This window comes from Thermococcus sp., assembly GCF_015521605.1.
Classification (GTDB): Archaea; Methanobacteriota_B; Thermococci; order Thermococcales; family Thermococcaceae; genus Thermococcus.
In genome coordinates, this window is sequence record NZ_WANV01000041.1 from 108,349 (window position 1) to 131,932 (window position 23,584).

The 23,584-nt window shown below is 53.3% G+C and carries 25 protein-coding genes and 1 pseudogene; 12 read left to right on the forward strand and 14 right to left on the reverse strand.

Going from position 1 to position 23,584, the window contains the following annotated elements; translation table 11 throughout:
* Positions 1–41 precede the first annotated feature (41 nt).
* The gene (locus F7C11_RS11190) at positions 42–665 is read left to right on the forward strand and encodes a hypothetical protein (protein WP_297093438.1); all 624 of its coding nucleotides are present in this window, start codon (positions 42–44) and stop codon (positions 663–665) included.
* Here F7C11_RS11190 and F7C11_RS11195 read toward each other — a convergent pair whose 3' ends face one another.
* On the reverse strand, positions 666–2,804 hold the full coding sequence (locus tag F7C11_RS11195; protein ID WP_297093441.1) for a restriction endonuclease: 2,139 nt from the start codon (positions 2,802–2,804) through the stop codon (positions 666–668).
* Between the two features lie 145 nt (positions 2,805–2,949).
* Between F7C11_RS11195 and F7C11_RS11200 the strand changes: the two genes are divergently transcribed.
* The gene (locus F7C11_RS11200) at positions 2,950–4,179 is read left to right on the forward strand and encodes a phosphoglycerate kinase (protein WP_297093443.1); all 1,230 of its coding nucleotides are present in this window, start codon (positions 2,950–2,952) and stop codon (positions 4,177–4,179) included.
* Between the two features lie 2 nt (positions 4,180–4,181).
* On the opposite strand, the gene F7C11_RS11205 is transcribed toward F7C11_RS11200, so the two are convergent.
* The 4 genes from F7C11_RS11205 to F7C11_RS11220 form a co-directional block, all read right to left on the reverse strand.
* The gene (locus tag F7C11_RS11205) at positions 4,182–4,724 is read right to left on the reverse strand and encodes a hypothetical protein (RefSeq protein WP_297093445.1); all 543 of its coding nucleotides are present in this window, start codon (positions 4,722–4,724) and stop codon (positions 4,182–4,184) included.
* Positions 4,725–4,799: 75 nt separating this feature from the next.
* Complete coding sequence (locus tag F7C11_RS11210) at positions 4,800–5,564, reverse strand: ABC transporter permease (protein ID WP_297093447.1); 765 nt, start codon at positions 5,562–5,564, stop codon at positions 4,800–4,802.
* 4 nt (positions 5,565–5,568) lie between these two features.
* Positions 5,569–6,552, reverse strand: a complete 984-nt coding sequence (locus F7C11_RS11215) for an ATP-binding cassette domain-containing protein (protein WP_297093449.1) — start codon at positions 6,550–6,552, stop codon at positions 5,569–5,571.
* 1 nt (position 6,553) lies between these two features.
* Positions 6,554–7,003, reverse strand: a complete 450-nt coding sequence (locus F7C11_RS11220) for a PadR family transcriptional regulator (RefSeq protein WP_297093451.1) — start codon at positions 7,001–7,003, stop codon at positions 6,554–6,556.
* Positions 7,004–7,097: 94 nt separating this feature from the next.
* On the opposite strand from F7C11_RS11220, the gene F7C11_RS11225 reads away from it, so the two are divergent.
* Positions 7,098–7,529 (forward strand): ATPase, encoded by a 432-nt coding sequence (locus tag F7C11_RS11225; protein WP_297093452.1) that lies wholly within the window; start codon positions 7,098–7,100, stop codon positions 7,527–7,529.
* Positions 7,495–8,226: an endonuclease III gene (gene nth, locus F7C11_RS11230; RefSeq protein ID WP_297093453.1), complete on the forward strand. Its 732-nt coding sequence runs from the start codon at positions 7,495–7,497 to the stop codon at positions 8,224–8,226. Before F7C11_RS11225 ends, nth begins: the two co-directional genes overlap by 35 nt.
* Here nth and F7C11_RS11235 read toward each other — a convergent pair.
* The 3 genes from F7C11_RS11235 to F7C11_RS11245 are packed head-to-tail and all read right to left on the reverse strand — an operon-like array spanning position 8,223 to position 10,179.
* Entirely contained in the window at positions 8,223–8,951 is a 729-nt protein-coding gene (locus tag F7C11_RS11235) for a hypothetical protein (RefSeq protein ID WP_297093455.1), read from the reverse strand. The two genes, nth and F7C11_RS11235, sit on opposite strands and share 4 nt — an antisense overlap.
* Before the next feature lie 48 nt (positions 8,952–8,999).
* Positions 9,000–9,578 (reverse strand): potassium channel family protein, encoded by a 579-nt coding sequence (locus F7C11_RS11240; RefSeq protein ID WP_297093457.1) that lies wholly within the window; start codon positions 9,576–9,578, stop codon positions 9,000–9,002.
* Positions 9,571–10,179, reverse strand: a complete 609-nt coding sequence (locus F7C11_RS11245) for a potassium channel family protein (RefSeq protein ID WP_297093459.1) — start codon at positions 10,177–10,179, stop codon at positions 9,571–9,573. Before F7C11_RS11245 ends, F7C11_RS11240 begins: the two co-directional genes overlap by 8 nt.
* A gap of 110 nt (positions 10,180–10,289) precedes the next feature.
* Here F7C11_RS11245 and F7C11_RS11250 point away from each other — a divergent pair, with 110 nt between their 5' ends.
* The 4 genes from F7C11_RS11250 to F7C11_RS11265 all read left to right on the forward strand — a co-directional run bounded on the left by F7C11_RS11250 (position 10,290) and on the right by F7C11_RS11265 (position 14,522).
* A complete protein-coding gene (locus F7C11_RS11250; protein WP_297093540.1) occupies positions 10,290–11,483 on the forward strand; it encodes a magnesium transporter in 1,194 nt (397 codons plus the stop codon).
* Positions 11,484–12,251: a sugar phosphate isomerase/epimerase gene (locus tag F7C11_RS11255; protein WP_297093461.1), complete on the forward strand. Its 768-nt coding sequence runs from the start codon at positions 11,484–11,486 to the stop codon at positions 12,249–12,251.
* Positions 12,252–12,354: 103 nt separating this feature from the next.
* Positions 12,355–13,773, forward strand: coding sequence for an acetate--CoA ligase family protein (locus F7C11_RS11260; RefSeq protein WP_297093463.1), 1,419 nt, complete (start codon positions 12,355–12,357; stop codon positions 13,771–13,773).
* A 26-nt stretch (positions 13,774–13,799) separates the two neighbouring features.
* Entirely contained in the window at positions 13,800–14,522 is a 723-nt protein-coding gene (locus F7C11_RS11265; RefSeq protein ID WP_297093465.1) for an acetate--CoA ligase family protein, read from the forward strand.
* 22 nt (positions 14,523–14,544) lie between these two features.
* Here the strand turns inward: F7C11_RS11265 and F7C11_RS11270 are convergent, their stop codons facing one another.
* The 5 genes and pseudogenes from F7C11_RS11270 to F7C11_RS11290 all read right to left on the reverse strand — a co-directional run.
* Positions 14,545–15,669, reverse strand: coding sequence for an MFS transporter (locus tag F7C11_RS11270; protein ID WP_297093467.1), 1,125 nt, complete (start codon positions 15,667–15,669; stop codon positions 14,545–14,547).
* Positions 15,670–15,696: 27 nt separating this feature from the next.
* Entirely contained in the window at positions 15,697–16,380 is a 684-nt protein-coding gene (locus F7C11_RS11275; protein ID WP_297093469.1) for a DUF257 family protein, read from the reverse strand.
* Complete coding sequence (locus tag F7C11_RS11280) at positions 16,367–17,086, reverse strand: DUF257 family protein (protein ID WP_297093470.1); 720 nt, start codon at positions 17,084–17,086, stop codon at positions 16,367–16,369. The genes F7C11_RS11275 and F7C11_RS11280 overlap by 14 nt, the downstream gene beginning before the upstream one ends.
* Positions 17,087–17,158: 72 nt before the next feature.
* Entirely contained in the window at positions 17,159–17,518 is a 360-nt protein-coding gene (locus F7C11_RS11285) for a hypothetical protein (protein ID WP_297093473.1), read from the reverse strand.
* A pseudogene (locus F7C11_RS11290) lies at positions 17,515–18,342 on the reverse strand (cysteine synthase family protein); the annotation flags it as partial. The gene F7C11_RS11285 and the pseudogene F7C11_RS11290, both read right to left, overlap by 4 nt.
* Before the next feature lie 298 nt (positions 18,343–18,640).
* Between F7C11_RS11290 and F7C11_RS11295 the strand changes: the two are divergent.
* Genes F7C11_RS11295 through F7C11_RS11310 form a run of 4 tightly spaced genes read left to right on the forward strand, consistent with a single transcriptional unit; the run spans position 18,641 to position 22,936 of the window.
* Complete coding sequence (locus tag F7C11_RS11295; protein ID WP_297093475.1) at positions 18,641–20,062, forward strand: hypothetical protein; 1,422 nt, start codon at positions 18,641–18,643, stop codon at positions 20,060–20,062.
* Between the two features lie 7 nt (positions 20,063–20,069).
* Positions 20,070–20,987 (forward strand): hypothetical protein, encoded by a 918-nt coding sequence (locus tag F7C11_RS11300; protein WP_297093477.1) that lies wholly within the window; start codon positions 20,070–20,072, stop codon positions 20,985–20,987.
* 16 nt (positions 20,988–21,003) lie between these two features.
* Complete coding sequence (locus F7C11_RS11305; RefSeq protein ID WP_297093479.1) at positions 21,004–21,960, forward strand: hypothetical protein; 957 nt, start codon at positions 21,004–21,006, stop codon at positions 21,958–21,960.
* Between the two features lie 16 nt (positions 21,961–21,976).
* On the forward strand, positions 21,977–22,936 hold the full coding sequence (locus F7C11_RS11310) for a hypothetical protein (RefSeq protein ID WP_297093481.1): 960 nt from the start codon (positions 21,977–21,979) through the stop codon (positions 22,934–22,936).
* A 28-nt stretch (positions 22,937–22,964) separates the two neighbouring features.
* Here F7C11_RS11310 and F7C11_RS11315 read toward each other — a convergent pair whose 3' ends face one another.
* The gene (locus tag F7C11_RS11315) at positions 22,965–23,555 is read right to left on the reverse strand and encodes a hypothetical protein (protein WP_297093483.1); all 591 of its coding nucleotides are present in this window, start codon (positions 23,553–23,555) and stop codon (positions 22,965–22,967) included.
* Between the last annotated feature and the right edge of the window lie 29 nt (positions 23,556–23,584).

Sequence of the window (23,584 nt, forward strand, 5' to 3'; positions counted from 1 at the left end):
CGAAAGGGGAAGAGTTTTTAAACCATCCCCATAAGCCCTCCATGGTGATGAAGGTGAAGTTCAAAGGCAAGGCCTTCGGCAACATCGTGAGGATGGAATTTGATATCCTCACCCTCGGCGAGCTTAAAATAGACGACCTGCGAGACTTCGATATCGACTCCATCAAGATAGAGCTCAAACCAACCTCTTCTGGCATAAAGGTCATTGGCATATGGGAGGGCACGATTGAGGACGCCGGCGAGGGGATAAAGAAAGCCCTCCAGGAGAGCTACAAGCTCCGTGAGAGGATCCTCAACAGGATAAAAAGCAAGACCGAGGCCATCAGGAGCACCATGCACCAGCTTGGCTTCAAGGAGGAAGTCGAGGGATACGGAAGCGTTCTCCGGTTCACCAAGAAGGTCGGTTCGTACGAGATAATAGTGATAGCCTCGACCACAGAGGACGTGGTGCGCGTTGAGGTCTACGGCAACGACAAAAAGATAATCAGCCCCGAGATAGAGAGCATCTTCGAGGACGTTGAGGTCGAGGAACTTGAGGTCTACGACTTCGAGGACAGCAAGGAAGAGAGGCTCGTCATCAACCTTGAAATTCCAAAGAACGAGGAGAAACCGGAGAGGAAGATAGTGGAAGCCATAAAGATGATAGAGAACATGCTGATGGCCTGATCATTTGTATCTGCTCTCAAGCTGCAGCTGCTTTAGCTTTGCCGTTATTCCTTTTATCGGTGCGGTGTCTTCGCTCAGTATCCTGCCGGTTTTTGTGTCTATCCTTGCGTAGTAGAACCTCTCCCCGCCGGAGACCTTGATGTTTATGTACCCCCTGTCCTTGTAGTGGGTGAGCCTCTCGGTTGTTAGGGTTTCCTCGCCAAAGGCCTTCCTTAGGTGTTCATGATACATTGTCTCAATGGCCATCTCCGTGAAGCGCACGTTTTCCTTGAGAACCTCCCCCGTGGCCCTGTGGAGAATAAGTGTCCCCACCTTGGTCTTCCCCGCGAACTCCACACTCCAGTTTTCATCAAGGGAAACCGAGTCTATTCTGGCCTCCTCATCAATCCCTCTGGCACGTTCCAGGGCTATTTTTTCCGCCAGCTCCCGCCTAAGAACGCGGTCGACCTCCTCGACAAGCTTCCCATCCTTGCTCAGCCTTATGGTGACCACGTGCCTGTCGTTCTCAGCCTTCAGCATGTACTCCGCCTCGTTCCCCTTCACCGAGACTATCTCAAAATTGGGGTATCTCTCTGCGACAAGTTCCTTTGCCCTCTCTGGGGTTATCTCCACGAGGTAGTCGAGAACGTCCCCCGTGGCGCCGTCCACCTTCACGGTCGCCCTTCCGTCGGGGCTCTCAAGAACCAGTTCGAGGTACTTGTGCTCAAGCACCCTGTGGGACTTCATCTCAAGGTTCCTGAGCGGGAAGTTTGCCTCTATGACCCCTCGGGCATTTTTGAAGGCCTCCTCCGGAGAAGGAAGCTTCCTGACCTCCCTGTACTTTCCGTTCGTCAGGTCAACCTCAAGAACCGCTATGCCGTCACCAAGGAGAACGTCCGCAACGGCCACCTTCTTGCCCTTCTCAAGGTTGATGACATCGCCATCAGGGTACGCCTTTCTCAACAGCCCGTCCAAGGCCTCGTCACTCAAAAGGGCTTCGAGGCTTAGGGGCTTCCCGGTGTATGCATTGAAAGAAATCTCAAACGAGAAGCTCCTGGTTCTGCCCGAGATTTTGACCCTGTCCCTGTCCCTCTTGAGCTCCCTCTCAAGGACTTCCTCACCGGTCTGCTTGAGAACCATCTCCCCCGTTTTTCCCACGAAGTACTCATCCGGCAGGGGTTGTATCTCGAACTGCACCTCTCCGGTTTCCAAATTGACGGTCGCTTTTGCCGTGTTTTCTCCCACTTTTAGGTCGAGCCTTGCAAGTTTCGGAACATAGACCTTCTTGCGCTCATGGATTGTTATTTTTCCCTCCGCAACCCCTAGTTCTTTGGCGGCCTTCTCCTTCAGTATGAGAACGGCCTCGCTCGGGCTTATCGGAACATCTATGAACCTCTCTGTGGCCCGGATTATTGAGCCGTCGTTGAGCAGCGCCTTGGTCACGGGGACGCTGAGATTCTTATCTTCCGTCGCACGGAGGACTATCCTATCACCTGAGAACACGACCGCCTTGTCCTTCTGGTTACTCTCCTCAAGGAACCAGGAGAATATGTACGCACTGGACAGGGTCACGGAAAGGGCGCGGAGGCTCATCTCAGAGGGCTTAATCGGATATTTGGAAGAGGCAAAGGATGCCACCTTCTTAAACACGTTCTCGGCGGAGAAGTCATATAGAAGCGGGGCATCGAGCTCAAACTCGCTGAGAGGACTTTTTTTGGCGGGCTCTTTCCTGGCGTTCTCGGCCATCTTTACAAGTTCCTCGGGAGGCTCAACTGAGTAGTTATGGAACAGAGAAGCCAGCTTCTCCCCGTCCCAGGGGATTATCCTGCCCCTGTACTCCCGGGATATGAGAACCTTGGCGTCCTTGGTAAACCCGACAGTCGATATCAATATGCCCTTGTCGGCCTTGTACTTGTCCACAAGCCCGGCAAAAACGTTGATATCCCTTGAAGATGCCAGCCCCTTCCTGTGAACGGCTATCACCAGCTTCTCCATGCCGGCTATGGGGTCGTCCCTTATGGCCACGATGTCTATTCCCCAGTCCTTCTTGCTGGAAACCCTCTCGTAGTCCCTGAACCCCATTCTTTTCAGCAGTTCGATCACGTTTTCAATGAGAACGTCCTCTGGCGCGAGCATTATTATATCCTGCGTCCACGACATCACTCTCACCCATGAAAGCGAAATCCTGCACTGGAATATTCTCTGTCTTATTTTATAAATCTCTTTCCCCCGGAAATTCATTATCACCAAAAGTGTTCAAAATAAGTTTTTAACGGGTGAAATTTAACACCGCGATGGTGATGGAATGTTCAGGCTCACGGACTTCAGCTACCACGGCAAGACGGTGTTTCTGAGGGCAGACTTAAACTCCCCCGTCAGGGACGGGAGGATAATAAGCGACGCGCGCTTCAGGGCAGTTCTCCCGACGATAATATACCTTCTGGAGCACGGGGCGAGGGTCGTCATAGGAACGCACCAGAGCAAGCCGTACAAGGGGGACTACATCACCACGGAGGAACATGCCGAAATCTTGAGCGGTCTTCTCGGCCAGGAAGTTGAATACGTTGAGGACATATTTGGAAAGTACGCCCGCGAGAGGATAAAGGCACTGAAACCCGGCGAGGCCCTCATGTTAGAAAACCTCCGCTTCGCCGCGGAGGAGGTTAAATATAAGCCCATAGAGGAGTGTGAGAAGACCTTTTTCGTGAGAAAGCTGGCGCCGCTCATCGACTACGTCGTGAACGACGCCTTTGCGGCCGCCCACCGAAGCCAGCCGTCCCTGGTGGGTTTTGCGAGGCTGAAGCCCATGGTAATGGGCTTTCTTATGGAGAGGGAGGTTAAGGCCCTCACCAGGGCCTACGATACCCAGGAAAAGCCCCGCGTCTACGTCCTCGGTGGGGCAAAGGTGGACGATTCACTCCGCGTTGCTGAAAACGTACTGAGGAACGGCAGGGCGGAGCTTATACTGACCGGCGGTCTCGTCGGCCACGTCTTCACCCTCGCCAAGGGATTCCACCTGGGCGATGCGAACCTTGAGTTCATGGAGAGGAGAGGCCTGCTGGAGCTGGTTGACTGGGCGGAGGAGATCCTCAACGAGTTCTATCCCCATGTGAGAACCCCCGTGGATTTTGCCGTGGACTACAGGGGCGAGCGCGTCGAAGTTGATCTGCTGAGCGAGGAGAAGTGGCTCTTCGACGAGCACCCGATACTCGACATAGGCTCAAGAACCGTTGAAAAGTACCGCGAAGTGCTGATGGGGGCGAAGATAATAGTCGCCAACGGACCTATGGGCGTCTTCGAGAGGGAGGAATTCGCCGTTGGAACAGTGGGGGTTTTCAAGGCGATAGGTGAGAGCCCTGCCTTCAGCATAGTCGGGGGAGGACATTCCATAGCAAGCATATACCAGCACAACATAACGGGCATAAGCCACGTTTCAACGGGCGGGGGCGCGATGCTGAGCTTCTTTGCGGGGGAAAAGCTCCCTGTCCTGGAGGCGTTCAGAATAAGTTACGAGAAGTTCAGAGGAGGGGCATAGGTTCAATCTTTTTTCGTTTTCTCGTAGAGCCTCCTGTAGGACCCTCTGAACTGGAAAACCATTATGACCGCATAGACGACTGCGAAGGACTTCAGGGGAAAGTGGCCGCCGAGATAATAATTCAACAGAGCTATAGTCCCGAGAACGGCAAGATATGTTGTGAGGACGTTCAGAAAAGCGGCCCTCGTTGAACCTATCCTGTAGGCGAGCCACACCCAGAGGTAGGAGTCAAGCCGGAAGAACCACGCCAGTTTCAGCTGTTCCTCCGGACTGACTTCAACCGAATATGCATCCTCCTCAAGCTTTTTCCGGGAGAGGTAGGACAAAACCCCGGTTAGTATCAAGGCCAGCAGGGACAGGAGGACAAGGGCAAAGGAATCGAAGACCGCCCCAAGGGCCATAGAAATGATGGCCAGGGTGAAGGTCAGGTAAACGGTGAGAGAGCTCCCCGAGAGTCGGCCCTTTTTGAAGAGGTAGGCGGGGTAAAGGCTAAAGTACGGAACCACAGCCAGGAGGATGAGGGCAAACAGTGCCGCACGCTCCATTCCGCATCGGGGTCCTTAGGACTCGAAAAAATAAAAAGATTTCGACCCAAAATAGGAATATTGGAGATACTGTTCTCAGTCTATCGTCGCCCTCCTGAAGCCCAGCGCCGCGATCCCGGCGAACAGAGCCGCCAGACCGATGAGCACGACCCAGTCCGTGACGATTCCAAAGGTCGGCTCGACTCCAGCCAGATAATACCTGGAACCGTCGACCGCGTAGGTCAGGGGGTTTACCTTGGCCAGCCACTGCATCCACTCGGGCATCGTGCTTATCGGGTAGAAGGCACCGCTGAGGAAGGTCATGGGGAGCATTATCATGGTCACTATCATCTGGAAGCCTTCCATGCTGGTCATCTTGAGCGCTATCGCGACACCCATGCCGGCTATCGCTATTCCGACGAGGAAGCTCATGCCGAGCGCAGGGAGGACTCCAGAGACGTTGAGGTCAGCCAGGAAAAAGCTGAGCGCGAGGATTATGACCCCCTGTATCATGGCCATGAGTGCTCCCCCTGTGATTCTCCCGAGTATTGCCTCTGTTCTGCTGGCGGGGGCGACGAGAATCTCCTTCAGAAAGCCGAACTGCTTGTCCCAGATGAGCGTTATGCCCTGCATGAAGCTCATGTTGAAGACCGTCATGGCGATTATTCCGGGCACAAGGTATGTCATGTAGTCAACGCCGCCGAATATCTGCGACGCAAATGGGTTGTCAAAGACACCTGCCCAGCCCTTTCCGAAGAAGATGAGCCAGATGAGCGGGTTGATTATGCTCCCGATGACCCTCGCACGGGAGCGGGAAAAGCGCTTCAGCTCGCGGTATATCATGGTGAAAAAGACCTGCATGCCATCACCTCCTCATCCTGGCCCTCATTATCATTTTCGCCATGTCTCCCTCGCCGCCTTCCTCCCTGATTTCCCTGCCCGTCAGGTGCAGGAAGACGTCGTTGAGCGTCGGTCTGTGGTAGGTGACCTCGAGAATCCGGACGCCGGTTTCCTTCGCCAGTTCAAAGAGCTTTGGCAGAGCCTCAGCGGCGTTGTCCACATCGAGCCGTATCCGTCCATCCGGGAGCATCTTGCAGCCCTTGATGAAATCCGCCTTGAGGCACCTGAGTTCATCCCTTGCCCGGAGCTTCAGGTAGATTATGTCGCTGCCCACGAGTTTCTTGAGCTCCTCGGCGGTGCCCTCCGCGATTATCTTTCCGTGGTCCATTATGGCTATCCTGTCGGCCAGCTGCTCGGCCTCGTCCATGTAGTGGGTGGTGAGGAAAATCGTCATGTTGTGCTCCTCCTTCATTGCTCTGATGTAGTCCCAGATGTGGGCCCTCGTCTGGGGGTCGAGGCCTATCGTCGGCTCGTCGAGAAACAGTATTTCAGGCTCGTGGAGAAGAGAGCGCGCTATCTCAAGCCTTCTCTGCATGCCGCCGGAGAAGAACTTGACGGGTCTGTTCCGGAACTCCCACAGCTCAACGAACTTGAGGAGGCGTTCTATCTTCTCCTTCAGCTCGTCCCCGCTCAGACCGTATATCCTGCCGTGGATGAGCATGTTCTCGTAGGCGGTAAGTTCCCTGTCAACGCTCGGATCCTGAAAGACTATCCCTATCTTCCTCCTCACGGCTATCGGTTCCTTAAGGACGTCATGGCCGGCAACGGTGGCCCTTCCGGCGGTGGGCTTGAGGAGGGTCGTTAGAACGTGAACGGTGGTGGTCTTCCCGGCACCGTTCGGCCCCAGAAAGGCGAATATCTCACCCTGCTTCACGCTGAAGGATATCCCCCTAACGGCCTCAAAGTCACCGTACTTCTTCACAAGGTTCTCAACTTCTATTGCGTTCATCTCACTCGCCCCCAAGAAGAATCAGGCGCAGCTCTCTGGCGCAGCCGGTGAGGAGTTCCCTGATCTTCGCCCTCTGCTCATCGGTCAGCTCATCCACCGACCCGAACAGCTCCCTGAAGGCAGCCCTCAGCTCATCTCCCCCAAGTTCAAGGAAGACCTTGTAGGCGCGCATCCTGCGCTTGGCCTCTTCAAGCTCCCCCGCGTGCTCTTTCAGGTACTTCCTGCCCTTCTCCGTGATGACGTAGGTCTTTCTCTCTCTCGCCCCTGTTCCTGCCACTTCGATGAGGCCACTCCTCCTCAGGGAGGAGAGTATTGGATACACTGTTCCGGCGCTCAGTCTTATCCCGTACAGCCTCTCCAGCTCTGACATTATACCGTATCCGTGTTTTGGCTCGTGGAGTAGGTCGAGCACGAGTATTTTCATGTACCCTTTAAAACTCGGACGTTCCATTTATCTCACCAAATATATCGGACGATATATTGCTTAAAAAGGTTGTGGTGGGAACTCTTATTACCCCCCATCACTATGATTCAGTGGTGATGGTATGAGGCTCGTTCTAAGGCCCCTCTTCGAGGCCGAACTGCCGGCGGACTTCAGCGAGGTCATACGGAGCAAGCTCATGGGCACAGAGGTCAGAACGGGGGAGGAGATTGAGGTGGACCTTCTCGGAAAGCCGCTGCGCTTTAAGGTTCTCCTGGCCGAGCCTTCACCGCTGAAAGTCGAGAGAAATACAAGGATAGATTTCTCGACGGGGAGCGCCGAGGTCGTGGACTTTGAGTTTGACGAGCCGGTGAGTGAGGTGATCCCCTTCGATAAGGGGTTCGTCGTTGTGCTCGGAAGAAAGGTTCTGATTCTGAACCACACCGGGCAAAAGATTTATAGCGACGAGTTCGATGACCTTAACGGAGTTAGGGTCTCCAAAGGAACTGTGGTGATAATCCATGGGGGAAGCAAAATCAGGCTCGTTAAGCCTTGAGAAGTTCACCTTTGACGAGGGCTGGGAGGAGAAGAAAAAAAGGGCTGAAAAAATCGTCGAGATTCTGATGGAAACCCATCCAAGGGAGAAGCTCCTAATCGGCGACCCTTACCGGACACTGATACACTGCATAATCTCACAGCGCATGAGGGACGAGGTGACATATAAGGTCTGGAAGGAGCTCTTCAGGAGATACGACGACATTGAGAGCATAGCGAAAACTCCCGTCGAGGAGATGCAGGAGTTTCTGAGAAGGAGCGGGGTTGGCCTCTGGAAGACCAAGGGAGAGTGGATAGTGAAGGCCTCCCGGATAATACTCGAAAAATACGGCGGAAAGGTGCCGGACGACATCGGCGAGCTCATGAAGCTGCCCGGCATCGGGAGGAAGTGCGCCAACATAGTCCTGGCTTACGGCTTCGGCAGGCAGGCGATTCCGGTCGACACCCACGTCAACAGGATAAGCAAGCGCCTCGGCCTCGCCCCGCCGAGGGTCGCCCCTGAGAAGGTGGAGGAGTACCTGGCGGAGCTCATCCCCTACGAGAAGTGGATCTACGTCAACCACGCGATGGTCGACCACGGGAAGAGGATATGCCACCCCCTAAGGCCTAAGTGCGACTCCTGCCCGCTGAGGGAGCTGTGCCCCTACGCTAAGGGACTGGTAACGGACGCGGATATAAAGGGGAAGGCTCGGGGTTAGCACTCGTAGGGGCAGTTTTCAAACCCATACAGGCGATAAACCGCCGGGATCTCTATCTCAATCTTCCTCTTCTCCGATTTAAAGAATCCAGTCCTTACGAGATATTCGATTTCCAGCCTGAACCTCACCCTGGCCTCAATGGTCATTCCGCCACCACGCCTCCTGACGTCGAGGGGAATCTTGGGGGTAAGGTCAAGGGAGTTGCCCCAGCTCGGCTTCAGCGCCTCGGCCCTGATGGCCTGCCAGATTTCGAGACCGGGCACGGGAGTTTCGGTCACCTCAAAACTGCCGTCTGGGGTTTTGAAGTACATGACCCCCACTTGGGTCGGGAATATCGGATCCACCGAGACGTTGCTCACGTTCTCCACCACGAAAAGTACACGCCTTATAGCTACCGACTCGTTCCTCGGCCTGAGATGGAGGACGAACTCACCCGATATCGGAAAATCGTCACAGCCCACGTTCCTCATGGCCACCGGAGAGTAAGAGAACGCAATAAAGATATCGCTCCAGTTCCTGAAAGAGTAAAAGCCCAGCAACTTTTCCCTGCCCAGAATACACGAGAGATTGCTCGCGTTTATGTTAAATGTCCAGGTTGCCAGCGTGATCTCCTCCGTGTCCCCGGGGGAATAGAGGGTTCTTTCGTGTAGCCACACCATCGAGTATGTCATCAGTACGGCAACCAAAAGTCCTGCGAGGAAGGCCTTGTCCATCCGCGTCGGCATCGAGATAAGAACCACAGAGAATAATAAAAAGCTTTCGAATTAAGAAGGTTATTCCTCTTCCTCAACTTCCTCTCCCGCAAGCTTCCTCAGCCTGTCGAGGTCGGAGCCGACGGCTATGAGGACGTCCCCCTCCTGTATCGTGTCGTTCCTTCCGGGGTTGTAGATGTACCTGCTCCCCCTCTTTATCGCCAGTATCCTGGTTCCAATTTTGCTGGGGAGTTTGAGCTGTTCGAGGGTCTTGCCGTGGAGGATGGAGCCCTTCCTGACAGTTACCCTGCCGAGCTCCTCCTCGGTGTCCTCCATTATCCTCCTGATTATCGGGTGGGGCTCGACGTCCCTCAGCACGAGGTCGGATATCTTGTAGGCGGCATCGCTTATCTGCTCGTTTATCTCCGCCATGTCGATGACGCTGAGGAGCTTCAGCGGGTCGTCCTCCTTCTTGGCGAGGAGCAGGGCGAGCCTTTTGACCCTGAGTGTGAGCTCATCCATGCGCTCTTCGAGGAGGTAGACCTCTTCCGCGATGTCCTCGCTGTTGTACATGACCGACGAGAAGGCAAGGTCGACCATAAGTGAGGAGAGGTCCTTCATCTCGATGAGGCAGTTCCTAATCTGCTCAAGCTCATTCATTGCCCATCACCTTGATGTTGCCCCTCGCTATCTCCTTGAGGTAGTCTATTGACGTGGCCGTTCCCCTCCCGATGAGAATGTCCCCGGGAAATATCTTGAAGTCCCCGTCGGGGTCGAAGATCCAGCGCTTTCCACGTCTCACAGCCACGATCCACACACCTGTGTTGGTTGCAAGGTCGAGCTCCTCCAGGGTTCTGCCCACCAGCACCGAATCGGCGGAGACGTAGATTTTACCTATTATCTCCTCGCTTCCCAGTATAGCCTCGGTTATGACCGGGTGAAGCTCCACACCTTCCAGAACCATCTTCGCCAGGTCTGCGGCAGCGTTTGACATGTCATCTATCGCGTGCGCCATGTGGAGTATGGAGGTTATCTGCTCAGCCTCCTTGGGGTTTCTCGCGGCCAGAACCGCGTGAACCATGAGGTGGTAGTTGAGCAGATCGAGGTACTCCTCAAGCTCAAGCACTTCCTCGGCCATCTCCTCCTCGTTGAAGAGTATCGAGGAGTAGGCCAGGTCAACCATCAGCTCAGCCGTGTTCTTCATCTCCACGAAGATGTCCTTAACGTTCCTGGGAACCTCGATTTCGTCCCACTCTTCCACCCGGCTCTCACCGATGGGGGAAAAGATGGGAAATCTTATTTAGTTTTCGCCTTCGAAAAGTTTAATACCCGCAAAGGTCAATGCTTACGGGGTGAAGGCAATGGAGAGTGATGGCAGTGATCGGCGGAGAGGTCAGGGCAGAGCTGAGGGAGAAGGTCAGGGAAGCCTACAGGGTTACGCTACCGTCCCTGTTCACCTCACAGATATTCGGCCTCTTCGGGGGCACTTTTCTGGGCAAGTACTTTGAAGTGATAAGGACCCAGTTTCCCGGCCTTCTCGTGGTTCTTCCTGGTATGATGGGCCTCCGCGGGAACGTTTTTGGTTCAATGGCCTCGCGCTTCTCCACGATGCTCTACCTCGGTGACCTTGAACCTTCCCTGCGTGACAAAAAGGTTCTCAAGGAGATAGTCCTTAGGATGCTCATCTCGCTCATCCCCATCTTCCTTCTCTGGGCCATCGGCGTCGCCACTGGAATAAAGAAGAACGCCCTTGACGTCCTCCTCATAGTCATAACCTCTACGATACTGGTTTCCTTCATCCTGGGCTACTTCACATCCTTCGTGACGATATTCTCCTTCAGGCGCGGTACCGACCCTGACAGTGTTGCCGCTCCGCTCGTCGCCTCGATGGGTGACTTCCTGACCGTTCCATCACTCGTCCTCTTCATCCTCCTCATAGAAGAGTCCCCCAAAGCTTTCAGGCTCTTCAACTACACTATGATACTCCTCTTCCTCATCGTGGCCGCTATAAGCAGGGTAAGGAAGGCGGAGTTCCTTGAGCTGAAGCAGGTCTTCATCACGATAACCGGCCTTGCACTTCTATCCACCATATCAGGTTCGCTGCTGGCCAGGTTCAGCGGGATCATCCAGGCCTCGGTGGTACTGAGCTTTATCTATCCCTCGCTTCTCAGCTCCTTCGGGAACTACGGGTCGATTATAGCAGCCAAGACCTCGACGAAGCTCCACCTCGGTGAGATAGAGAGCTTCCTCTGTCCGAAGGCCTTCACCGACATACTCGCCCTCTTTGCGACGGCGCCAGTCATAGGAACCACAATGCTCATCATAGGAATAGCCCTCGTAAAGCTGACGACGGGAATGACCGTTCCACGCTCGGCCTGGCTCGTTGCCCTAACGTACCCCTTCATGGCCCTCTTTATAATGCTCTACTCCTACACGATATCCTATTTCATCTTCCAGAAGAACATCGACCCAGACCACGTGGCGATACCCCTCATATCCAACAACAGCGACATATTCGGCACGCTTTATGTCGTGCTTATGGCTAAAATGATAGCGGGTGGTTGAATGATCGGGCTGTCCATGACGGCTTATCACTGGAAAGACCTCTCCCGGTTTGAGGAATGGGCCAGGACTGCGAAGAGAGCTGGCTTCGATTACATCGAAATCCTGAGTGAATGGCCGCACTACCTGAGCAGGGACAACCGCCGCCTTTTTGGGGAAGTCCTAGAGTCCCTCGGCATGAAAGGAACCGTCCATGCCCCCTTCAGCGACGTCAACATAGGCTCGTTCAACGAGAGGCTGAGGCAGGCCTCGCTGGAAGTGGTCAGGGAAACCATAGAGCTGGCCGCAGAGCTGGGGGCCATTTCGGTCACTATTCATCCCGGACACTGTTCGCCCGTGAGCATGAAAAACAGAAGGAGATACCTCGAAATACACAGGGAGTCCCTCAGGACAGTTGCTAAATGGGGCGCTGAGTACGGGGTCAGGGTTGGGGTCGAGAACATGCCCCGCTTCCCCATCCTGGACGCCCAGACGTGTGAGAGGCTCCGGGAGCTGGTGGAGGATATTGAGATAGGGGTGACCTTTGACGTCGGTCACCTCAACACCACGACCGGGAAATTCGAGCGTTTCCTCGACGTCTTTAGGGACAGGATAATCCACGTCCACCTCCATGACAACTCCGGAGAAAGGGACGAGCACCTCGCCCTGGGGGACGGAACAGTCCCCTGGGTCAAGGTGATTCCAAGGCTCCCGAAGACGACGTGGACCCTCGAAGTCAACGACATTGAATCTGCCCGGAGAAGCCTCGAATTTTTGAAAAGTCTGCATTGATGGACGTTTCAGTTCATTGGCGTCCAATTTTTACAAAACGCAACTCTTTTATACATTTAAACAGAAATTCTTGCGAGAAGCAGTTTCTGGCGGAGGGATAGGAATGGTGGAAAAGATAGTGGAGGACATGAGGCCCTTCTTCGACCCGAAGGCCGTCGCTATCATCGGTGCAACCAACAAGAAGGGTAAGGTTGGAAACGTCATTTTTGAGAACTTCAAGATGAACAAAGAGAGGGGCATCTTTAAGGGCAACATATATCCGGTGAACCCCAAGCTCGACGAGATCGATGGATACAGGGTGTACAAGAGCGTCGAGGAGCTCCCTGAGGACACTGACCTGGCTGTTATCTCAATTCCGGCACCGTTCGTTCCGGACACGATGAGGCAGATAGCAAAGAAGGGGATAAAGTCCGTCATAATAATCACCGGCGGTTTCGGTGAGCTCGGCGAAGAGGGCAAGAAGCTGGAGCGCGAGATACTTGAGATAGCCCGCGAAAACGGGATAAGGATCATCGGTCCCAACTGTGTCGGTGTCTACGTCCCGGACACCGGCGTTGACACGGTATTCCTGCCTGAGAGCAAGATGGACAGACCGAAGAGCGGGCCCATCGCTTTCGTCAGCCAGAGCGGTGCCTTTGCCGCCGCTATGCTCGATTGGGCGGCGATGGCAGGCATAGGCATAGGAAAGATGGTTAGCTACGGCAACAAGCTCGACGTTGACGACGCAGACCTGATGGAATACTTCATCCACGACGAGAGCATAAAGGTCGTCACCTTCTACATCGAGGGCGTTAAGGACGGAAGGAAGTTCATCGAGAGCGCGAGGAGGATAACCAGGGTCAAGCCGGTCATAGCCCTCAAGAGCGGGAGAACCGAGTACGGCGCCAAAGCCGCATCGTCCCACACCGGCTCTCTGGCCGGAGCGGACACGATTTACGACGCCGTCTTCAAGCAGACCGGGATTATCCGCGCCGAGGACTTCGAGCACATGTTCGACCTCGCGAAGGCCTTTGCGGCTTTGAAGGACAAGCTCCCGAAGGGTGACAGGATAGGCATCATCACCGACGGCGGTGGAGCGGGCGTCATGGCCAGCGATGCGGTGGCAAAGTTCGGCCTCAGGATGGCCGACCTCAGCGAAGAGACGCTCAAGTTCCTCAAGGAGAACTTCCCGCCGCACGCTGTGGCGGGGAACCCAACCGACGTCGTAGGCGACACCGACGCCGAGAGGTACAGAATCGCCATCGAGGGCTTTGTGAACGACCCGAACGTCGATGCGATAGTCGTTATAGTCCTCTTCCAGGTTCCGCTCCTTGAGGAGGAGAAGATAATCGACATCCTCGCGGAGTACCAGAAGAAGAGCGACAAGCCCATAGTCGCGGTTGCAATGGGTGGTAAGAAGACCGACTATTACGCAAAGATGCTTGAGGACAAGGGAGTTCCGGTTTATCCGACCCCCGAGAGGGGTGTCCGCGCCCTGGCCGGTCTTGTCAAATATGCTGAATACCTCAGGAGGGGTGCTTAGCCCCTTAATCTTTCGGTGGTGGTATCATGAAGGAGGAAGCCCTTAAAGTTATTAAGGAAGTTTTGGCCTCCGGCAGGACTTCGCTCGTTGAGTACGAGGCGAAGCAGGTGCTCAAGGCCTACGGCCTTCCCGTTCCGGAGGAAAAGCTCGCGAAGACCCTTGAGGAGGCACTTAAGTACGCCGAAGAAATCGGCTATCCCGTCGCCATGAAGCTTATGTCACCGCAGATTCTCCACAAAAGCGACGCCAAGGTAGTTCTCCTCAACATAAAGACCCCCGAGGAGCTCAAGGAGAAGTGGGAGGTTATCCACGAGAACGCCAGGAAGTACCGCCCGGATGCCGAAATCCTGGGTGTTCTCATTGCACCGATGCTCAAGGTCGGGAGGGAAATCATCATAGGCGTCACCGAGGACCCGCAGTTCGGCCACGCCATAATGTTCGGCCTCGGTGGGATATTCGTGGAGGTTCTCAAGGACGTCACCTTCCGCATAGTACCGATAACCGAGCGCGATGCTAGGAAGATGATCCAGGAGATAAAGAGCTACCCGATTCTCGCGGGAGCGCGCGGTGAGGAGCCGGCGGACATAGACGCCATAGTTAACCTTCTCCTCAAGGTCAGCGAGCTCGTCGACGACCTCAGAGAATACATCAAGGAGATGGACCTCAACCCGGTCTTCGTCTACGAGAAGGGCAAGGGCGCAGTCGTCGTCGATGCAAGGATAATCGTCAAAGAACCGAAGGGATGCTGAACCACGCGGCATCTGAAATCCTTCAGTCACCTTCCCTTTTTTGAACCTTGTTCCTGCCCACTGCAAACAGGAAGAGCGCCAGGGATGCCATTCCAAAGAGCCCTATGAAAGCAAAGCCAATTCTGAAGCCAAGGAACCCCACCAAAACCGGCCCCAGCGCCTGACCGATGTCCTTTATGCTCTCCAGAAAGCCTAGGGCCGTCCCCCGGAGCCGTGACACCTCTGCGGCGAGGGGCTTTGTCGAGGCCTCGCTTATTGAAGCCCCCACCGAAAACGCAACCGCCGCGAACACGACCAACCACAGTGAGTCGGAGAGCGAAAAGACCAGCATCGCAAGTCCGACGATGCTCATGCCGATAACTATGGGCTTTGTCCTGCCGATCCTGTCGCTCAGGTAACCCGCGTAGGGCTTAACCACCGCCATGATTGCGACTTCAACAGCCAGTATCATTCCCGAGAGCCAGGGCCTGTCCTGGAGGTAGTAAAAAAGGGGAAGGAATGTCTCTATTCCCTGGTAGGCCATATAAATCGCTGCGTCAAGGAGACCGATTAGGAGGAGTTCCCAGCTGAACGAGAGTTCAAACCGCTGGAGCTCCCCTCCTGTGTCCGGAAACCTGAAGGTGAGGACAAAAACAAGCAATCCTGTCATGGAGCACAGGAGGAAGACCACGGAAAAGCCAAGGAGGTATATGATACCTCCCGCCAGAAGAGGTGCCAGCGCCCTGCCGATGAGGGTGGAGGAGCTGAGGAGTCCCATGAAAGTGCCCTTTTTGTGGGGGTATATGTCGCTTATCAGGGCAAAAGAAACGGGGACAAAGATGGCGGTCGCGACCCCATAGTAAATCCGAACCAGAGCGAGGGTCAGGGCATCGCCAGCCAAAAAGTACAGGAGGGGCGCGCTGAGGAACACAAAACCGCTCATTTTGAGGAGCTTTTTCCGGCCGTAGACATCGCTTAGAAGCCCGGAAGTGAAGTTTACGAAGATTCCGGTCACGGTTGAAGCAGCGGCCACGAGACCGATAGCCTCATTGCCGAGGCCAATGCTCCGGGCATAGAGGGGAAGGGTGGGGGACTTGCTCATTGTCGAGCCAAGAATCGCAAAGAACCCTGCGATAAGAATAAGGTGGAGGGCCCTGGATCGCGCCACAGGCAGCATCTCCGGCAGCCACGGACTTTAGCCCTTCCCCATGTTGTTGAGGTGTCTCACCAGCTCGCTCGCATCGACCGAGAACTCGGCCCCGGTATTCCTGAGGTCAAGGGACTTCACAACCCGTAACGAGAGCTTCCCCTTCTCGAATTCAAGCTCAAGCACTCGACTCGCCAGCTCCCGTATGTCTTCCAAGACGCTCTCAGGGAGCATGTCTCTGTTAACGAACGCTATGGTGATGGTATCTTCCTCACCCATGGCGGATGCGATGCACATGCGGCACACGGACGACGCCGGAAGTTCCTTCTTTATGTTTATCAACTTCTCAAGACCTAGCGTTACGACCAGTTTTTGCCCCCTGAATTCCCTTAGGGCTTCTTTGTACTCCTCGTGCCAAACCGATGCGGCCTTGAGCACGCTTATCCTTTTGATAACCTTTCCGGTCTGGAGGACGCCTCCGAACTTGACTACGGGCATCTCGTCCATCCACTCGGTATCGATCCCCATTATGGAGAGGTGGGAACGAACCACGTGGAGCTGGTCGAAGATGTCGTTGACTATGACGTGGACGTCCCTGCCGAGGCTTAGAAGGGGCACGGAAACCGCCAGATGCACCGGAGCCAGCGAGGTGTACTCAACCACCACAACCTCACCGGGCATTATCTTTTTGACACTCGCTATAGCATCCTCCACGGTTTTAGTTACCGCCATCGTTCTCACCTCCCTTGGAGGCAAGGTGTTCCCTCAGGGCATGGGGGTCAACCTCGACCTCGACACTGTACTCGTCGAAGTATATCGACTTGGCGACCCGTATAATCAGTTTCCCGTCCTCTATCCGGGTTCTGAGGACACGGGTTGAGAGCTCCTCCGCCTCTTTGAGCCCCGTCTTCATGACCCGCTTCCTGTTGATGAACACCAGCCCCCTTGAGATTGGGTTACCCACTATCGGCCGTATGATGCTGGCAAAGAACTCCTCACATTTCATAGGGTCTGTTTCCAGCTGCTGGAGGAGCTCCGTCGCCCCAACCACAATGCGTATGAATGGCCTGCCCCCGGTTTCCCTGTGGATTCTCTCCAGAACCTTCACAAAGTGCCGCTTCATTATGGGGAGCTCGGTCGTTTCCTGTATCCTTGCAATGACCCTGCCGGTGGTTATTCTCCCTCCGATTTTGACCACGGTGGCATCTTCTATCATGGAAGTGTCCATCCCGGCGAGCTTGAGCTGGGTTCTGATGACGTGGAGCCCATCGAGGACATCAACTATGACGAGAGGAATGCCTGCAAATTTGGCGTACCTGAGAACCTCACAGAAAAGCAGATACACGGGCTCCCTGGAAGTATATTCCACCAGAACCAGCTCTCCCGGCCGGATTGTTTCAGCATACTCAAAGAGAGTTCTCTCAAAGGTCTCGCCCACTGCATCACCCCCAACCCAATATTACTCCTAAATTCTTAAAACAGTTCCGTAAGCTGGCACCAAAAACGCCGACTATTCGGAAGTCGGCTCGGATACGCCCCCGGCAGTTCCCTTCTCCCTCTCCTCTTCCTCCCTCACAACGGCCTTGATGTAGCCCAGGATATCGTGGATTATGAAGAAGCTTATGGCCACCTCGACGAAGGCCATCAGGTTGCCCGATATGAGGAAGAGCAGGGAGAAGAAAAATGTCACCGCCGCGTAGATCAGGGCAACCTTAATGGCGGTCTTGTTTTCAATCCCAACGCCGTAGGCAAGCCCCATGTTGAATATCGCGAAGGTCAGGTAAATGGGGGAGCTCAGAAGGTAGGCGTAATAGAGGAGCAGAAAGCCGCTGAGAAAAAGGAGAGAGGAAGCAACTCTAAGCCGTCTCATACCATCCCCAAGTAGCTTTCAAAGACCTCCACGTATTTAAACCCATCGTCCGGGAAGACCAGGACGTAGGTTCTCTCGCCGAGTTCCTCGGCAACTTTCTCATAACCCTTAACAACGGCACCGGAGCTGAGGCCTATGAGAAGACCGTCGCTTCTGGCAACGCGGATGGCTCCCTCGATGGCCTCCCTCCTCGTTATCTCCAAAACCCTGTCTATATCGACCTGGAAGTACCACTTGGGCCTCGTCTCAAGCCTCTTGATGCCGGGTATCTTCTCGCCCTTCGCCGGAACGACGCCGATAACCTGCGTTTCGTAGCGCTCCTTGAAGTAGCTCGCTATGCCTGCTATGTGTCCGGACGTCCCTATGCCGGCTATTATGACGTCGGGCGTTTTCCCTATGCTCTTCAGCTGTTCCTCGATTTCCCTGGCTGTGAAGCGGTAGTGGGCGTCGAAGTTGTCGTCGTTCTCGAACTGGTTGAGGTTCACCGCACCGGCTCTCCTGGCCTCCTCCTGCACAAAGCGCACCATCGCCGGGTCTATGGTCTCAAAGTCCGTCATGACGACCTCCGCACCGAGAACCTTCAGGAGAACCTGCGTCGCCCTGGGCGTTGGCTTCGGCAGGTAGGCTCTGAACTCGATTCCAAAAACGTTGCTCAAGGCCGTCAGAGAAATCCCAACGTTGCCGGAGGTGGCCTCAAAAAGCCTTTTCGTGCCGTTGATGTCCCCGCGCTCCAGGGCCTTCATAAGCATGTTAAAAACGGCCCTGTCCTTAATGCTCCTGCTGAAGGGGTTAAAGAACTCTAGCTTGGCAAAATACATCCCCCCTCTCTGCTGAGAGTCTGACCAGGGGGGTCGGCTTGTACTTCTCGAACAGTTCGAGGGTGCTGTTAAACACGTTCATTTGCCATCACCGGAAGCCCCTTGGGGAAACCCCTTAAAAGCTTTCCGTGAACGAACAGTTATACACAAAAGTGGGTAATGAATCCGGGTTTTAAATACGTTGGACATAACTCCAACAGTTGTATATTATCCAAATGCAAGTTTTAATCCTAGTATTTTGTGGACGAAAGTGTTATATACTACTTTCAATAATTATAGTTGATAACGTCTTTGGGGGGGGCGAATGCGGAAGTGGGCAGCAATGCTCCTCCTTGGAGTTCTCCTCCTGAGTAGTGTCCAAACAGTCAAGGCAGGAACAACACAAACCACAAACCAAGCCCAGACCTGTCAGGGTTGCTCGTGCATCAACGTCAACGCTCTCTTAGATAACCTGACAGCGAACATCACAAACCTGACCCACGCAATTGACCAAAAGAAGTTAAAACTCGAAAAGCTTTACGAGAAGTGGAACACTACAAAAAACACGAGCATTCTCTTCGAAATTGTGAGGCTAAAAGATGAGATTAGACTCCTCACCAACGAGTTACAATACCTTGAACGTCAAAAGCTCAGCCTCCAACTCGTTCAAAACTACACTGTGGAAACTCCTTATGGGAGAAAAGTTCTGAACTACAAACTACCACCCGAGAGCACCATCGTCCAAGAGCACGTTAAAAAAGTCCACCCAGTAAGAACCGACGTGGACTTGGCATGGTTCATAGCCTACTACCGGCAGGCGGCGGAGCTGACGTTTACAGGAGTCGTTCAAACGGACATGCGGATGAGAGAACTGCTTAAGAAAGTTGAAGCCGGGAACTACACTGAAGAGACCATCCACGAAATCCTCACCCTGCTTGACAGGAGAGAAAAACTCTGGAGAGAAATCTACAAGTTTGCCGAGGAGAAAGAGAAACTGCAAACCCTAAAAACACTCAAAGAAACCGGACGAAAACAAACACTAATAGGAGCGACTACTGGAGTAGAGCCCCTAGCAATAGACACTGGAATTGCAGAGGGTTGCTTCTGTTCTTACTTGCACTGTTATAATTCCTATGGCACAGCTTCTCCTCTACCAGGAGTCATCCATCCACTTGATGCCTCAGAAGCCCCATACGTGTACTATCGGGATTTTCATCCAGTTGCAGTATGGGTCGGGATTTATCAAAGCGGGAGTCCCGACAGAGACTACTTCTGGGGAGAATATTGCACTTACGAGTTCCCACAAACAGGTACAGACTTCAGGAAATATTGGGATGAAGCTGTGAATATACATCCAGGGAGTCAATTCCAAGACTTTGGCTCAATACAGATAAAGCTCTTTTACAATGGTTGGGCATACAATCCCAATGAAGGCAACCAGTTACAGGAAAGCAACATAATCTGGCAAGTCGAATGCAACAAATACGGATGCTGGGTTGTCACCAACTACTTAAAACCCCTTTCGAATCCAGATGTCCCCCATTACTATGAGTACTACAAACTATACACCAACACCCCTTATCTAAGCTGCTGTGGATGCGGAGATATAGGGAACACTTGCAAATGGGCAAATAGGCACTGTGGAGGATGCTTTGCACCTGATCAAGCAAGGTCCCAAAATTTTGCAATCTGTACTAGAGAAGAATACGGGGATCAATGTGGATGGGACTGGGTAGTGAAGTGGTGATTGCGTTATGAGAAAAGCGGAAAAGATAGTGCTCTTTGTGCTTATTGTCTTGCTCCTATTTTACTTTTTGCATAGAGGGCTTCTCATTCCTACCAATGCGGGAGGAATACAGTTTGATTCAACCACCCCATCATCGATACCCTGTCCTCCAAGTCTTCGAGTGGAAGCGGAATATTATCAACTGAAACTTGACCACTTCATGAACTTCACACTCATTCTCAACGGGACGTTAAGAGTCAACATGACCCTGAAAGGCCCAGCCGGAAAACACTTCTGCACTCCGGAAGGGGTGTTCATTTACGCCTACTACCCGGGAGATGAGTACCTTGGGGTCGATGCGGCGTTTTTCGATTACAACCTAACCCTCAAGTGGAAACGCCACCTGCCCGGAGTCCCTTACAAGAACACACCAGACGGCCTGATCCTCGTGAACAACCCAACCTTTGGGTCCTCGGGGGGCTCTTGCGCCTATATCTGGAACGTATCACCTGGGAGAATAATTTCATGGATTTGTCCAGATATCACCGGGGGCCATATCTCGCACGTTAAAATATTCCGTGGCAGGGTTTATGTTACTGTTGGGGTTCCTGAGGCTCCTCCCCTGAGAACTAAAGCCTTCATTTACGTGAAAGAGAACAACAAACTCAGGAAGAGTGAAATTGCGAGTATCCGCGGAGAGGGGGTTGGCATTAGACTGCTCATTGACGCTAACGAGGAGTACATGGCCGTAGCATACTTCCTAGCCAACGAAAGGGGAGAAGAAAAGAACGGCGTTTGCGTACTCACGGCAAAGAGCTTACGAAAAATCGCCTGCAAAGAACTCAAAGAGGGAGAACGCCTGTTGAAAATCAAACTTGAAGAAAACATCGTGTACGTGCAAACAACAAAAGGAGTCAAAGCGTATAGAATACTCAGCCTATGGTAGTGGAGGGCAGAAGACCATGAACAAAAAGAAAAAAACAACAATCCCAATCCTCGTCCTCCTAGTGATAACCATGCTTTACTTCTCACCCAAAGGAGTTCTAATGTCCACTGACGCAAAAGGAGTAGCTTTTGAGAACAAGACTATGGTGTTCCCGTCGTGTCCCCCATACGTTCAGGTAAAGACGGAACATTATCAACGCGAACGTCAACACTTCATAAACTTCACGATCTCCGTAAACAGCACTTTAAAAACCAATTGGAGTCTGGAGGGATCCGCTTGGGGTTACTTCTGTACAGAAAGAGGCATTTTTCTTTACACGTACTATCCGGAAGAGGGAGGTGAAGATGGAGATGCCGTGTTTTTTGATTACAGACTTAACGCGGTGTGGGAAAGGGGTATTCCTGAGATCCCGTACATGAAGACAGACGAGGGGCTTGTCCTTAAAGCCTCGGCGCGCAAGGAGCTGGTTCTTACAAGCTATGCACGCAAATGGGAAGGTATGGGGTCCTCATGCGTACATATCCTGGATCTTTCCACCGGAACCCTTACAAACTGGCTCTGTCCGGGCGTCTTTGGAGCCTACATTTCAGATGCACGGGTCGTAGAAAACAGAATTTTCCTGACTCTGATAAGCTCCAGAGAGCCCCCATTGGAGACTTATGCGGCACTCTATGGCCAGAGAGATGGGGAAGTCGTAAGGAGAGAAATCGCTTATGTTGAGGGCGAACTCTCAGACTTCGAGCTTTTACTAGATGCCAACAGAAACTATGTAGTCGTGGTTTATTCTCTCGTCAATGAAAAGGGAAACGAGAAGAACGGGATCTGCGTCTTCACCGCCGGTAGATTGATGAAGATAACCTGCAAAGAGTTCAAGAAAGGCGACAGACCTCTGAGGGTCGAGCTTAAAGGGAACATAGTTTATGTGAAAACGACTAAAGGAGTGAAAGCCTACAAAATACTGAGCCTGTGGTAGTGGAGGGTGGAAGACCATGAAAAACGACAGAAGGGTTCTGGCTGGATTTTTAATTCTCGTCTTCGCCGCTTCACTGTTTCTCGTTCAAAGAGAGAGCTCGTCCCCTCCTGGTGAGGCGGGATTACACCCACAAAATGGGTCCACCCTCTCAACAGGCGTAAACGAAACGGGGGATAATGGGTCCCTTGTTCAGATAACGGCTGATGGTGTTGATTTCGAGGAGGAGAGCACCGGTTTCGTTGAATGCCCGCCTGCAGTTCAGGTTAAATCCCAGTACTATCAGAGCGGGCTTGAGCATCTCGTGAACTTTACCCTCTTCCTCAACGGAACGCCGAAAGCCAACGTAACGTTGGAGGGTGTGGAGGGGAAGTACTTCTGTATCCCGGACGGGGTTGTCGTGCATTCTTACTATCCGGGGGAATGGAGAAGCTTCATGGCAATGTTTGACTACAACCTAACCCCCCTATGGGCGGAGAAATATTCAGGCCTACCGAAAATGTACCGCAATAGGAGTATAATCCTCAGGGACGAAGGTTGCCTTTATTTCGTGAGTGTTAAGACCGGTAGGCTCCGCGAGAGGGTTTGCGTGTACGAGTACATCTCTCATTTCAAGTTTGTGGGGGAGAGGCTGTACATAACCGCGGCACACCTCAAAGGCAGGGCACACCTTTACGTCTTTGAGGACAATACCATGAGGGAAGTCTCCATCATAAACATTTCAACCTTCGAACTCGCCGGAATACGAATGCCCCTCGACGTGAATGAAAAGTACATCGCAGTGGCCTACTTCCTCTACCCAACCGACGGAGCCGAGAAAAACGGCGTCTGCATATTCAAAAAAGACACCCTGGAAAAAATCGCCTGCAAAGAATTTGAAGAGTGGGACAGACCACTAAAAGTCAAACTCGAAGGTGATACCGTCTACGTTCAGACAACGAAAGGGGTGAAGGCGTACAAGATAACAGCACCCTGGTAAACCACATGTTTTGAGAACCGTATAGCGGCTAAAGAACCCCCTCGGCCTCAAGCCTCTCCCTTATCCTCCTGAACTCCCCCAGAGAGCCCCTGATCACGGGGTGCTTGGGAACGAAGGGGCATGGCTCTTCAGGCTCAACGCTTATCTCAAAAGTGCCTATCTCCCTGGCGATTCTGACTATCTCCTCCTTGTCCATACCGATGAGAGGCCGCAGAACCGGCAGGTCGCTCGCGGTGCTTATTATCAGCAGGTTGTCGAGGGTCTGCGATGCCACCTGCCCGAGGGAGTCGCCCGTAACTATAGCCTTTGCCCCGATTTCATGTCCAACCCTGCAGGCCTTCCTCAGCATCGTCCACTTGCAGAAAAGACACGTCCACTTGGCCTTTCCAATCTCCACCAGCCTGGAAAAGACCGATGCCTGCTCCTCGTAGGCATCGACGATTACGGGCCCGTTGAGCTTCCCGTACTTGCTCAGAATTTCGCATAGCTCCAGGACTTTTGACTCCTTCTTACCGCTCTGCCTGAAGTGAACGGGGGTCACCTCAAAGCCCTTTCTGAGCATGAGGTAGATCGCCACGGGTGAATCAATGCCCGAGCTCAACAGCGCAACGGCCTTCATGATTGGAGAAAGGGGACAGGGATATATGA